Origin of the sequence: Amycolatopsis sp. w19, assembly GCF_051373225.1 — a bacterium.
In the GTDB taxonomy this organism is placed as follows: Bacteria; Actinomycetota; Actinomycetes; order Mycobacteriales; family Pseudonocardiaceae; genus Amycolatopsis; species Amycolatopsis japonica.
Genome location: NZ_JBPQFM010000001.1, coordinates 914,061 through 926,557, shown reverse-complemented (window position 1 = coordinate 926,557; position 12,497 = coordinate 914,061). Strand labels below are relative to the sequence as shown.

Here is a 12,497-nt window from a genome sequence, read left to right as displayed (position 1 = left end):
TCCTTCGACTACGGTGCGTGGTCGAACGCTAGGGACGAGTCATGAAATTTTGATGAAACCCCCTTCGGACGTCAGCGGTGGGACAGGACGTTGACCACGTGCCCGCTCGGATCCCGGACGAAGAACCGCCGGACACCCCACGGTTCGTCGGTCAGTTCGTGCACGATCTCCGCACCGGAGGCCTTGGCGGCCGCGTACCTCGCGTCGACGTCGTCGACCTCGATCGAAGCGATCGGCACGACGGGCGCCGTCTCGTCATGGGTCATGAGGCTCAGCTGGACCTCCGGCCGCTCCGGATCGGCCAGGGTCACGATCCAGCCGTGATCCATCACCACCTCGAAGCCGAGAACCTGTACGTAGAAGGCCTTCGCTTCCGCCAGCGTCTTGGTCTCGAGGTCGGTGACCACTCTCTTGATCGACATGCCCGGATACTGGCACAGGGGTCCGACGGTTTCGGGGGAGCAGGAGCGGTGTCGCCAGCATGAGCGCCCCGGCGATGCCGACCGCGGCGCGCGGGCCGGTGACCATCGCGAGCAGGCCCCACAGCGCGGTCAGGCCGGCGGTGGTGAGCTTCCCGGCGATCGACCAGGCCGACAGCGTGCGGGCCGCGCGGTCGAGGGGCACCTGTTCGAGTCTGCTGGTGGCGAGTACCGGGTTGAACACACCGATACAGGTGATCAGGCAGAGTTCGACGACGATGACCAGGATCAGGCCGGGAACACCGGGCTGGATGAAGACCAGCCAAACGGGCCAGCAGACCCGTAGCCACCCGAAGACGAAGAGGACCTTGTCCCGGCCGTACCGGGCGACCAACGGCCGGGAGAGCCGCGCCCCGATCAACCCGCCGAGACAGGGCACCGCGAAGGCGACCGCGTACTCCCAGGGCGCGAAGCCGAGTTGCCCGAGCATCAGCACGGCGAACAGCGGCGCGGTCGCCATGATCAGGCCGTTGACCACGATCGTGTTGACGAACAGGGGCCGCAACAACGGATGGGCGAGGATGAATCGCCAGCCTTCCCGCAGGTCGCGGCCGGTCAACCGGGCGCCTTCCGGCTTCGCGGGCGGCGGCTCCGAACCGCCGACGGCACGGATCCCGAGCGCCGAAAGCAGATAGCTGACCGCATCGGCGGCGATCGTGATCACCGGCCCGAACAGACCGACGGCGAAACCCCCGAGCGGCGGCCCGAGCACGGTGGCCGTCCAGGTGGTCGACTCGAACCGGGCGTTCGCGACCAGCAGATCTTCGCGGGGCAGCAGGGTTTTGAGGAAAGCCCCGCTGGCGGCCAAGAACGTGATGTCGGCCGCCGCGACGACGACGGACACCGCGAGAAGCTGGCCGAAGCCCAGCAACCCGAACGCGTACGCCACCGGGACGGTCAGCAGCGCCACGCACCGGACGAGATCCATCGCGATCATCACCGGCCGCTTGCGGCGGAACTCGACCCACGGGCCGAGCGGCAGCGCGACCACGGCGCCCACGACGAGACCGGCGGCCGCCAGCAACGAGACCTCGGCGGTGCCTGCGCCGAGTACGACGATGGCGATCAGGCTGAACGCGTCGAACGCGAACCTCGTCCCGAACGCGCTCGCCGCGTACGCCGCCCACAGCCAGCCGAACCGTCGCCCCAGCGATCTCCCACCCACGCGCGAGATCAAACCAAGCCGGGGCCCCGAAGTCGAACAACGGGTCGTTGGTGGGTCACAACCGCGAGTTGTGCGACCCGCTCAGAGCTCCCCGAGCGCGGTGACCGGCGATTCGACGCAGTCCGCGACGAACCGCAGGAACCCGCCGGCGGTCCCGCCGTCGCACACCCGATGGTCGAACGCCAGCGTCAGCTCGCAGATCTTCCTCGCCACCAGCTCGCCGTCGACCACCCAAGCGCGGTCGATGATCCGGCCGATGCCGAGAATCGCCGCCTCCGGGTGATTGATGATCGCGGCGGAGCCGTCCACCCCGAACACCCCGTAGTTGTTGACCGTGAAGGTTCCGCCGGTGAGGCCTGCCGGGCCGAGCTTCCCTTCCCTGGCTTGCGTCGTCCGGTCGCCGATCGCCGCCGAAAGCTCCCTTGTGGACAGTGAGCCCGCGTCACGGACCACCGGCACGACGAGACCGCGGTCGGTCTGCGCGGCGAAACCGAGGTTGATGTCCCGAAGCAGGACGATCTCGTCGCCTTCGACCCGAGAGTTCAGCTCGGGGAACTTCCGCAGGCCCGCGACGGCGAACCGGGCGACGAGGCCGAGGAGACTGACGGGGCGATCCGGTGCCGAGGCGTTGAGCGACTTCCGCGCGGCGACGAGTCCGGTCGCGTCGACGTCGACCCAGACCGTCGCCTCGGGGATCTGACGCCGCGAGGTCGTAAGCTTGTCGGCGACCGCCTTGCGGACGCCGGTCAGCGGGATCCGTGTCTCGCCGTCTCGCTGCTCCGGGACGGCGAGGGCCGCTTCGACGTCGGCGCGCCGGATGATGCCGCCCGGGCCGCTGCCGGTCAGCTTCGTCAGGTCGACCTTGTTGTCCACGGCCATTTTGCGGACGAACGGCGAGATCACGCCCGGCGCTTTCGACGGCTTCTCCGGGGTGGCGACGACGGTGCGCGTCCGGCGGCGCCTGGTCGTGGTGGTCGTGCCGTAGCCGATGAGGACGTTGCCGCTGCCCTCGCTCGCGGTCGTCACGCCGGGTTCGGTGAACCCGGGGCCGATGGTGAGCAGGGGAGCGCCGACGGGCAGCGACTGGCCGGGTTCACCGTGGAGGCGGGTGACGACGCCGGCGAACGGCACCGGCACCTCGACGGCGGCCTTCGCGGTCTCGACCTCGACGACGGGCTGGTCGACGCCGACGGTGTCGCCCTCCGCGACGAGCCAGGTGACGATGGTGCCCTCGGTTAGGCCCTCGCCGAGGTCGGGGAGCAGGAAATCAGGCACCGGCCACCACCGGTTCGTCGTTCCACTGCAGCCGGGCGACGGTGTCCAGGATCCGGTCGACGTCCGGAAGCTGATGGCGCTCCAGTTTCGGCGGCGGGTAAGGGATGTCGAGCCCGGTGACGCGCAGGACGGGCGCGTGCAGCTGATGGAAGCACTGCTCGGTGATCCGGGCGACCACTTCGGCGCCGTAGCCGCCGAATCCGGCCGCCTCGTGGACGACGACCGCGCGTCCGGTGCGGCGCACCGAGGCGGCGACGGTCTCGTCGTCGAACGGGCTCAGCGACCGGAGATCGACCACCTCGACGTCCCAGCCTTCGGCGGTCGCGGCCTCCGCGGTCTCCAGCGCGGTGGCGACCATCGGGCCGTACGAGATCAGTGTGACGTCCTTGCCCTCGCGACGCACGACCGCGCGGTCCATGGGCGCGCCGTCCCGGGTGAAGGACACGGGTTCCTTCGACCAGTAGCGGCATTTCGGTTCTAGGAAGATCACCGGATCCGGCGAGTCGATCGCGTCGCGCAGGAGGTCGTAGGCGTCCTGGGGAGTGCCCGGAGTGACGACGCGCAGGCCGGGCGTGTGGGTGTAGTAGGCCTCGCTCGAATCGCAGTGGTGCTCCACGCCGCCGATGCCACCCGCGTAGGGGATCCGGATGACCATCGGCAGCGACAAGGCGCCGCGGGTGCGGTTCCGCAGCTTCGCGACGTGGGAAGTGATCTGCTCGAACGCGGGGTAGGCGAAGGCGTCGAACTGCATTTCGACCACCGGACGGAACCCGCCCATCGCCATGCCGACCGCGAAACCGACGATGCCGGATTCGGCCAGTGGCGTGTCGAAACAGCGTTGCTCGCCGAAATCGGCGGTGATGCCGTCGGTCACCCGGAACACACCGCCGAGCGGGCCGACATCCTCGCCGAAGATCAGCACGCGGTCGTCGTCCTTGACCGCGTCACGCAGGGCGGCGTTGAGGGCTTGTGCCATCGAGATCTCGGTCATCAGGCCTCCAGTTCGGCCGCGACCAGCGCCCGCTGGGCGGCCAGCTGACGGGTCGGGACGGCGTACACGTGCTCGAACAGCGACAACGGATCCGGCTCCACGTCGGCGTTGAGGGTGTCGCGCACCCCGGCGGCGAACGTCTCCGCCTCGGCCCGGAACCGCTCGATGTCGTTGTCGGACAACAGGTTCTCGGTGGTCAGATAGGTCTCCAGCCGGCGAACCGGGTCGGCCGCCCGCCACTTCTCGACCTCGGCCTGGTCGCGGTAACGGGTGGCGTCGTCGGCGTTGGTGTGCGCGTCGATCCGGTAGGTGTGCGCCTCGACCAGGACCGGCCCGCGACCGGAACGCGCGTGCGCGACGGCGTCGTCCAGCACGGAAAGGACCGCGAGGGCGTCGTTGCCGTCGACCTGCTCGGAGCGGACGCCGTAGCCGACACCCTTGTACGCCAGGGCGGGCGCGGCGCTCTGCTTCTCGAACGGGACGGAGATCGCGAACCCGTTGTTCTGCACGAAGAACACCATCGGAGCCTTGAACACGGCGGCGAAGTTGAGCGCCTCGTGGAAGTCGCCCTCACTGGTGGCGCCGTCGCCGATGAGCGCGAACGCGACGGCGTCCTCGCCCCGGCGTTGCATCGCGTGGGCGAGGCCGGCGGCGTGGAGGGTCTGCGTCGCCAGCGGCGTGCACTGGGGAGCGACGCGGGTCTTGGCGGGGTCGTAACCGCAGTGCGCGTCGCCGCGGAGCAGCGTCAGGATCTCGCCCGGTTCGAGGCCGCGGGCGACCAGCGCGACCGAGTCGCGGTAGGTGGGGAAGAGCCAGTCGGCGTCGGTGAGGGCGAGCGCGCTCGCGACCTGGCAGGCCTCCTGACCGGCGCTGGACGGGTACACGGCGAGGCGGCCCTGCTTGGTCAGCGCGGTCGCCTGCGCGTCGAACCGGCGGCCGAGCACCATCAGCCGGTAGGCCTCGACGAGCCGTTCGGCCGGCGGCACGGTGTAGTCACCGTGCTCGTCGACGCGCGTGCCGTCCTCGGCGAGGAACCGCACCGGGATCCCGGACGGCAGCAACGCGGCGGCAGGGGTCTCCCGCGACATGGCGCAGCACCACCTTTCACAGACATATGATGCTGAGATCGTGGTTTCCGAAGTCCCAGTGTTCAAGAGGTGCGCGAAATGAGCGACAAACTGTCGTCAGAATCGGTTCAGCCGGGCCGACCGTCCGGTAGTGGCGTGGCTCACGGGCCGGATCCGGGACGAACGGTCCTTGCCCTCGACGACATCGATCGCGCCATCCTCGCCGAACTGACCGCGGACGGCAGGCTCGCCGTCCGGGCACTGGCGGAACGGCTGCACATCTCGCGCACCAACGCTTACGCGAGGCTGGACAGGCTGATGTCCGAAGGGGTCATCACCGGCTTCGGCGCCCGGATCGACCCTCGGCGGGCCGGGCTCGGAACGAGCGCGTACATCCTGATCACCGTCGAGCAGACGTCGTGGCGCACGATGTCCGCCGAGCTGCGGGAGATCCCGTTCGTCGAGCACGTCTCGCTCGTCGGTGGCGACTTCGACATCCTGCTGCTGGTGCGGACACCGGACAACGCTTCGCTGCGGGACGTCGTCCTGGAACGCCTGCAGGCGCTGGACGGCGTGCGCTCGACGCGGACCTGGCTGATCTTCGAGGAGCAGCCAGGCGTCGCCCCTCGTGAGTGGTGAGGACCTGGCACCGCACTCACGTGATCGAAGGCGGAACTCGCGTGATCAGCGGCGGAACACCCGAGTGCGGCCTCCAGTCACGCGAGTTACGTCCCTGATCACGCGAGTCACGCCTTCGATCACGCCGCGGTCTGTGTGCCAGTCCGTGAAGGCCTCCTTGAGGGACCCAGAGTCCCTCAAGGAGGCCTTCACGGACTTCGGACTGGTAGGTACATAGGGGGGCGGTTCACCCTCGCCGCTCACGAGGCAGTGGTGGGCAGTGGCCGGTCGTTGACCACCTGCTTCATCACGAGCGTCGAGTTCAGCCGCTGCACCCCGGGCAACGCGGACAGCACGTCGTCCTCAAGCCGCTGATACGCGGCGAGGTCGGCGGTGACGATGCGCAGCAGGTAGTCAGGGTCGCCGAAAAGCCGCTGCGCGAGCAGGACGTTCGGGATCTGCGTGACGGCGTCTTCGAAGCTCAGCAGCGTCTCGCGGTCCTCTTGCCGCATGGTGACGAACACGAGCGCTTCGAAGTTCAGCCCCAGCGCGGCTGGATCGACCACCGCCCGGTACGCGCTGATCGTGCCGTCCCGTTCGAGCGCGCGCAGCCGGCGGTGGCACGGCGACGCGCTCAACTGGACCCGCTCGGCCAGTTCGGTGAGCGTCAGACGCCCCTCCTCTTGCAGTATCGCAAGAATCTTCCGATCGACAGCGTCCATGGGGAAGATTCTTCCACGCTTGCCGCCCGACGGGGCAGAAGTTGGAAGCACCTTCGGCCGGATCGCGAATAGCTTTTCGAGCATGCCTCTCGGATCCGTTCTCGCCTTCTGGGGCGTCGCGGCCCTGCTCATCGCGGTGCCCGGCGCCGACTGGGCTTTCGCGATCAGCGCCGGACTTCGTCGCCAGGCCCTGCCGGCCGCCGGCGGCATCGTTCTCGGCTACCTGGCCATGACGCTGGTGGTCGCCGCGGGCCTGGGTGTCCTCGTCGCGTCGACGCCGATCGCCTTGCTCGCGCTCACCGTCGCCGGTGGGCTCTACCTGATCTGGCTCGGCTTCAAGACAGTGCGCCATCCGTCGACGCCGGGTAGCGCTCCCGGGGAAGTCGGGAGCCGGGGTGGAACGCTGCTGGAAGGGATGGCGGTCAGCGGGCTGAATCCCAAGGGACTGCTGGTCTTCGTCGCGATGCTGCCGCAGTTCACGGACCCGGCCGCGCGCTGGCCGATGCCGGTCCAGCTGGCCGTGCTCGGGCTGACCTTCGTCGGCACCTGCGCGATGGTCTACCCCTGCGTCGGCGTGGGAGCACAAGCCCTGCTGCGCGCCCGCCCCGCCGTTTCCCTTGTCGTTTCCCGGGTTTCCGGAGTCTCGATGATCCTGGTGGGAGCACTCCTGGTCGTCGAGCGACTGGTGGCGTGAGCCGAATGGTCCATTCCACCGGACAGGTCGCCGAACAAACCTGGCCGCACCGTTGGAAAATCTCATACCCTCCGAAGCGGGCCGAAGGGAGCTGACCTGATGCGGTGGACCTGGGTGCGTACGGCGGTGGCCTTGGTGGTCGCCGCGTCGATCGTCCAAACGAGTCAGCCGGATACGGCCGAAGCGCAGGTGAGCTCCGCCGCGGCCGGCCGGTCCGCGATCTACGGCGGGGGACCGTTCTATCAGGACGGACAGGGTGTCATGGACGTCCTGCGGTCGTCGGGTTTCACCACGGTCATCCTGTGGAGCATCCACGTCCACGACAACGGGGATCTGTACTACAACGACCACCTCGTGGTGAAAGACGGCCAATATGTCGGCGACGCGGGGTGGCCGGCGCGGCTGCGGACGCTGAAGCAGGCGCCAACGTCGGTCGATCGCATCGAGGTCTCCGTCGGTGCCTGGGGCACACCGGACTGGGAAGCCATCGACAACCTGATCATGCGCGACGGCACCGGCAGCGGGACCGTGCTGTACCGCAACTTCCTGGCGCTGAAGAACGTCACCGGCGCGGACGCGATCAACAACGACGACGAAGCGCATTACGACGTCGACTCCACCGTCACGTTTGCGCGGATGGCGAACGCGATGGGCTACCGGAACTTCACGCTCGCTCCGTACACCGCGGTGTCGTACTGGCAAGGCGTGAAGAACGGGCTCGGCGGCCTGGTCGATCGCGTGTACCTGCAGGCTTACGCGGGTGGCAGCGGCAACGACCCGGCGACCTGGACGCGGTCGCTCGGCATGCCGGTGGATCCGGGACTTTGGTGCAAGAACGGCTCCGGCTGCACAGCGGGGGATTCGCCTGCTCAGGTGGAGAGCAAGATGCGGGCCTGGAAGTCGTCCGTGGGGATTCCGGGTGGCTTCATGTGGTTGTACGACGACATCAAGAAGTGTTCGGCGCAAGGCACGGCCGCCGACTACGCGCGGGCGATCAACACCGCCACAATGAGCTGACGCTGTAACGCTCTCCGCGCCTACGCCGAATACAGGCGGGTTCGATGGCGGAGGCGGAGGAATCGTGGCGCGTGTGCTGATCCTGTTCGCGGTCGCCGCGGTCTTCTTCGCGGCGACCGCCTGTGCGCGGACGGAACCGGCGTCACGTCCCGCTGTCACGGCGACGACGAGCGTCGAGCCGGCCGCGACCGACCCGCCGAGCACGGACGTGACCACGACGGTCGTGACGACTTCGGTCACCGCCACGCCGACCACGAGCAAGGTGCCCGTCAAGTCGAAGGCGGACCAACGGAGAGCGGCTTGCCGCAAGGACGAGAAGCAGTGCTACGAGCCAGGGACGAACTCCAAATGCCAGACCGGCGGCTGCGTCAATGCCGGACGCGGGATGACGCAACGCGACGTCGAGAAACAGCGCGACAAGTGGCTCCGCGAGCATCCGGGTTGGTGCCCCGCGGGCGAGACCGGAGCGGTGGCACCCTGTTGACCGACACACGCCATTCGGGTGATAACGGTTCGGCATTCGATGTATCTGCCGTACACCCCATTGACACCTTCCTGCGATCACGGCGACTGGGTGGAGGAATGCGGTGACGGTGGAGAACGAGGGTCAGGACTACCTGACGCGGCAGATCGGGGCGCTGCTCGAAGCGATTCGCGAAGAGGGGCCGGTCGGCGAGGGCAGACGCAGTTTCCGGATCGCCGGGCATCTCGCCGCGGAGGGCGGGTTCCACCTCGGCGACATCCTCGCCGCGACCGCGCAACTGCTGGCGGTCCACGCTTGGAACAACGGCTACCTCGCCGCGGCGGAGCTGCTGACGCGCCGCATGCGGGAGTTCGGCGCCGAGTCGGCGGAGCTGGTGCGCTACCTCGTGCGGCTGGAGACCGGCTGCGAGCAGGGCTGGCTCCCGCACGCGGATCGCGACGAACTCATCGCCTACGCCCGGCGCGTCCAGCGCGCGGACATCGAGGCGCGCGCGCAGGCCATCGAAGCGTCGTTGTCGGGGGTCACCGATCCCGAGCGTCCTGATCGGATGGCGAGTGAGTCGTGAGATGGTGCTCGGGGTCCGCGAGGATGCCGCGGATCACGGAGCCGGCGGCGCCGCGGACGGCCGCGCCCGTGCCGAGCGCCGAGCGGACGACGCGCACCGGCGACCACGCCGTGGTGGGCACGCGGCGTTCCAGTTCGGCGAGGAGTGGCTCACGCAGCCACGGCTCCAGCCGCGCGTAGGTTCCGCCTAGCACCACCGCCGGGACGTCCATCAGGTTGACCACAGTGGACAGTCCGACACCGAGATGTCCCGCGGCGATGGTCACCGCGGAAAGCGCGGCGGCGTCGCCGGATTCCAGTGAGGAAACCAGTTCGTCCACCGTTTCCGCTCCCGCGAGCCGCAGGATCTCTTCCTGGCCGGCCATTCGTTCCAGGCAGCCGTTCGCGCCGCAAGAACACGGCGGGCCGTCGGGCGCCACGGGCAGGTGGCCGATCTCGCCGCCCGCACCGCGGACGCCTTCGAACAGGGCGCGGTCCAGCACGATGCCCGCCCCGATCCCGATCTCACCCGACACGTGGACGAAATCCGGCAACGCCGAGCCGTGCCAGAGTTCGGCGAGCGCCGCGAAGTTCGCTTCGTTGGCGACGGTGAACGTCCCGCCGAGCCGGTCGGCGAGGTCGACGTCGCGCCAGCCCAGGTTGGGGGCGAGCCGCACGAGGCCGGATTCGACCAGGCCCGGCACCGCGATACCGACGCCGCCGACCGGGACGCCCAGCGTGTCCGCCTGCTTCCGGGCTTTACGCAGGAACGCCGACACGCGCTGGAAAACCCGCGGGGTCCGGTTGTCCGCGTATCGGACCTCCTGAGCCCGGACGGCGCCGGTCAGATCGACGAGACAGGACGCCAGATAGTCGACGCCGATCTCGATGCCGAGTCCGTGCGGGCCGGTGGGGGAGAGCGAAACGACGGTGCCGCGCCGCCCGGGGCCGACGCGTTGCTCCGGCTCGCCTTCGGCCACGAGATCCGCCGCGATCAACCGGTCGACCACGCTCGACACGGTCGCCTTCGTGAGCCCGGTGGCGGCGGCCAGGCCTGCCCGCGACGTGCCGGGACCATCCGCGATCGCCCTGAGGACGAGCGCAGCGTTGTGCTGCCGCACGGTGTGCTGTCCCGCCGGGCGAGTGCCGATCATCGCGCGATTGTATTCGTTCGATGCCTGAACGAAAGCCTTGACCCGCCGGGTCGGGCGTCGATAAGTTCAGGCATCAAACTAATAGGAGGCGAGATGGCTCAGGCACCGACGCGTGAGGACAAGTTCAGCTTCGGGCTGTGGACCGTGGGCTGGCAGGCGAACGACATGTTCGGCCCGGCGAGCCGCCCCCCGCTCGACCCGGTCGAAGCCGTGCACCGCCTCTCGGACCTCGGCGCGTGGGGGATCACCTTCCACGACGACGACCTCGTTCCGTTCGGTTCGGCCGACGACGACCGCGCGCGGCAGCTGAAACGCTTCCAGGGCGCGCTCGCCGAGACCGGCCTCGTGGTCCCGATGGTGACCACGAACCTGTTCAGCCACCCCGTCTTCAAGGACGGCGGCCTGACCAGCAACGATCGTGACGTCCGCCGCTACGCGCTGCGGAAGGTGCTGCGGAACCTCGACCTCGCCGCCGAACTCGGCGCGTCGACGTTCGTGCTGTGGGGCGGCCGCGAAGGCAGCGAGACGGACGCCGCGAAGGACGTCCGCGCGGCGATGGACCGCTACCGCGAGGGCATCGACTTCCTCGCCCAGTACGTCCTCGACCAGGGCTACGGCCTCCGGCTCGCGCTCGAACCGAAGCCGAACGAACCTCGCGGCGACATCCTGTTGCCGACCATCGGCCACGCGCTCGCGTTCATCTCCACCCTCGACAACCACGAGATCGTCGGCGTGAACCCCGAGGTCGGGCATGAGCAGATGGCCGGGCTCAACATCGTCCACGGCATCGGGCAGGCGCTGTGGCAGGGCAAGCTGTTCCACATCGACCTCAACGGCCAGCGCGGCCCGCGGTTCGACCAGGACCTCGTGTTCGGCCACGGCGACGTGCTGTCGTCGTTCTTCCTGGTCGATCTGCTGGAGCACGGCGGCTACGACGGGCCGCGCCACTTCGACTACAAGCCGCTGCGCACGGAGAACATGGACGGTGTGTGGGCCAGCGCCGAGGCGAACATGGCCAGCTATCTCCTGTTCGCCGAACGTGCCCGCGCCTTCCGTGCCGATCCCGAGGTGCGGGCCGCGCTGGACGCCGCCCTGGTCCCCGAGCTCGCGACGTCGACACTGAACGAGGGCGAGACGGCGGCGGATCTGCTGGCGGACCGGTCGGCGTTCGAGGACTTCGATCCGGACAAGGCGGCGGAACGCGGTTACGGCTTCATCCGCCTGTCCCAGCTGGCCCTCGAACACCTCACCGGGGCCCGCTAGAACCGGTCGACGTCGAGGACGGCCTTGGCGAACTCCTCCGGCGCCTCTTGCGGCACATTGTGGCCGATGCCGTTCAGGACGCGGTGCTCGTACTTGCCGGAGAACTTCGACCGGTACGCCTTGCCGTCGGTGTTCGGGCCGTCGAAGTCGCTGCCGATCGTGATGGTGGGCACCGAAACCGCCGGACCCTGCGCGAGCTTCTGTTCGAGGGCGTCGAGTTTCGGGTCGCCCTCGGCGAGACTCAGCCGCCACCGGTAGTTGTGGATCACGATGGCCACGTGGTCCGGGTTGTCGAAACAGGCCGCCGAACGGTCGTAGGTCGCGTCGTCGAAGGTCCACTTCGGCGACGCGATCTTCCAGATCAGCTTGTTGAAGTCGTGCCGGTTCTTCGTGTAGCCGAGGATGCCGCGCTCGGTGGCGAAGTAGTACTGGTACCACCAGCCGAGTTCGGCGGCGGGGGAGAGCGGCTGCTTGTTCGTCTCCCGGTTGGTCACCAGGTAGCCGCTCACCGACACGAGCGCCTTGCACCGCTCGGGCCACAGCGCGGCGATGATCACGGCCGTGCGGGCGCCCCAGTCGAAGCCACCGAAGACGGCCTTCTCGATCTTGAGCGCGTCCAGCAGTGCGACGATGTCGGCCGCGATCGCGGACTGCTGGCCGTTGCGGAACGTGTCCTTCGACAGGAACCGCGTCGGCCCGTAGCCGCGCAGGAACGGCACGATCACCCGGTACCCGGCCGCGACCAGGCGTGGGGTGACGTCGACGTAGCTGTGGATGTCGTAGGGCCAGCCGTGCAGGAGGACCACCACCGGGCCGTCGGCGGGGCCGGCTTCGGCGTAACCGATGCTCAGTTCTCCGGCGTCGATCTGCTTGAGCGGGCCGAACGAGGTGTTTCCGCCGGTCGTGGCTGGCGCGGCCATCGGTGCCGCCGCGGGCTGGGCCGAGCAGCCCGCCACGGTGGCACCCGCTGTCGCGGCGACGACGGCCTGCGCGAACCTTCTCCTGCTGAGCATCTGATTCCTCCC

General features: G+C 68.9%; 13 protein-coding genes and 1 pseudogene. 6 read left to right on the top strand and 8 right to left on the bottom strand.

What is annotated here, in order from left to right; translation table 11 throughout:
• Window positions 1–71 precede the first annotated feature (71 nt).
• The 5 genes and pseudogenes from ACSMFO_RS04185 to pdhA form a co-directional block, all read right to left on the bottom strand.
• Window positions 72–347: pseudogene (locus ACSMFO_RS04185) on the bottom strand (VOC family protein); the annotation flags it as partial.
• Entirely contained in the window at window positions 256–1,644 is a 1,389-nt protein-coding gene (locus tag ACSMFO_RS04180; protein WP_436456987.1) for an MFS transporter, read from the bottom strand. The pseudogene ACSMFO_RS04185 and the gene ACSMFO_RS04180, both read right to left, overlap by 92 nt.
• An 81-nt stretch (window positions 1,645–1,725) precedes the next feature.
• Window positions 1,726–2,919 carry a dihydrolipoamide acetyltransferase family protein gene (locus tag ACSMFO_RS04175; protein WP_436456986.1) on the bottom strand — a complete coding sequence of 398 codons (1,194 nt, stop codon included), beginning with the start codon at window positions 2,917–2,919 and terminating at the stop codon, window positions 1,726–1,728.
• The gene (locus ACSMFO_RS04170; RefSeq protein ID WP_436456985.1) at window positions 2,912–3,910 is read right to left on the bottom strand and encodes an alpha-ketoacid dehydrogenase subunit beta; all 999 of its coding nucleotides are present in this window, start codon (window positions 3,908–3,910) and stop codon (window positions 2,912–2,914) included. Before ACSMFO_RS04170 ends, ACSMFO_RS04175 begins: the two co-directional genes overlap by 8 nt.
• Window positions 3,910–4,998, bottom strand: coding sequence for a pyruvate dehydrogenase (acetyl-transferring) E1 component subunit alpha (gene pdhA / locus ACSMFO_RS04165; protein WP_436456984.1), 1,089 nt, complete (start codon window positions 4,996–4,998; stop codon window positions 3,910–3,912). Before pdhA ends, ACSMFO_RS04170 begins: the two co-directional genes overlap by 1 nt.
• Window positions 4,999–5,133: 135 nt before the next feature.
• Between pdhA and ACSMFO_RS04160 the strand changes: the two genes are divergently transcribed.
• Complete coding sequence (locus ACSMFO_RS04160; protein ID WP_072027029.1) at window positions 5,134–5,616, top strand: Lrp/AsnC family transcriptional regulator; 483 nt, start codon at window positions 5,134–5,136, stop codon at window positions 5,614–5,616.
• Window positions 5,617–5,855: 239 nt separating this feature from the next.
• Here the strand turns inward: ACSMFO_RS04160 and ACSMFO_RS04155 are convergent, their stop codons facing one another.
• Window positions 5,856–6,401, bottom strand: coding sequence for an Lrp/AsnC family transcriptional regulator (locus ACSMFO_RS04155; RefSeq protein ID WP_436456983.1), 546 nt, complete (start codon window positions 6,399–6,401; stop codon window positions 5,856–5,858).
• On the opposite strand from ACSMFO_RS04155, the gene ACSMFO_RS04150 reads away from it, so the two are divergent.
• From ACSMFO_RS04150 to ACSMFO_RS04135, 4 genes are all read left to right on the top strand, one after another.
• Window positions 6,400–7,011: a LysE family translocator gene (locus ACSMFO_RS04150; protein WP_436456982.1), complete on the top strand. Its 612-nt coding sequence runs from the start codon at window positions 6,400–6,402 to the stop codon at window positions 7,009–7,011. The two genes, ACSMFO_RS04155 and ACSMFO_RS04150, sit on opposite strands and share 2 nt — an antisense overlap.
• A gap of 99 nt (window positions 7,012–7,110) precedes the next feature.
• The gene (locus ACSMFO_RS04145) at window positions 7,111–8,028 is read left to right on the top strand and encodes a lysyl endopeptidase (RefSeq protein WP_436456981.1); all 918 of its coding nucleotides are present in this window, start codon (window positions 7,111–7,113) and stop codon (window positions 8,026–8,028) included.
• A 64-nt stretch (window positions 8,029–8,092) separates the two neighbouring features.
• Window positions 8,093–8,512 (top strand): hypothetical protein, encoded by a 420-nt coding sequence (locus ACSMFO_RS04140; protein WP_436456980.1) that lies wholly within the window; start codon window positions 8,093–8,095, stop codon window positions 8,510–8,512.
• Between the two features lie 103 nt (window positions 8,513–8,615).
• Complete coding sequence (locus ACSMFO_RS04135) at window positions 8,616–9,077, top strand: hypothetical protein (protein WP_436456979.1); 462 nt, start codon at window positions 8,616–8,618, stop codon at window positions 9,075–9,077.
• On the opposite strand, the gene ACSMFO_RS04130 is transcribed toward ACSMFO_RS04135, so the two are convergent.
• Window positions 9,034–10,209 (bottom strand): ROK family transcriptional regulator, encoded by a 1,176-nt coding sequence (locus tag ACSMFO_RS04130; RefSeq protein WP_436456978.1) that lies wholly within the window; start codon window positions 10,207–10,209, stop codon window positions 9,034–9,036. The two genes, ACSMFO_RS04135 and ACSMFO_RS04130, sit on opposite strands and share 44 nt — an antisense overlap.
• 93 nt (window positions 10,210–10,302) lie before the next feature.
• Here ACSMFO_RS04130 and xylA point away from each other — a divergent pair, with 93 nt between their 5' ends.
• Window positions 10,303–11,472, top strand: a complete 1,170-nt coding sequence (gene xylA / locus ACSMFO_RS04125; RefSeq protein ID WP_436456977.1) for a xylose isomerase — start codon at window positions 10,303–10,305, stop codon at window positions 11,470–11,472.
• On the opposite strand, the gene ACSMFO_RS04120 is transcribed toward xylA, so the two are convergent.
• Window positions 11,469–12,485 carry an alpha/beta fold hydrolase gene (locus ACSMFO_RS04120; protein ID WP_436456976.1) on the bottom strand — a complete coding sequence of 339 codons (1,017 nt, stop codon included), beginning with the start codon at window positions 12,483–12,485 and terminating at the stop codon, window positions 11,469–11,471. The genes xylA and ACSMFO_RS04120 overlap by 4 nt on opposite strands.
• Between the last annotated feature and the right edge of the window lie 12 nt (window positions 12,486–12,497).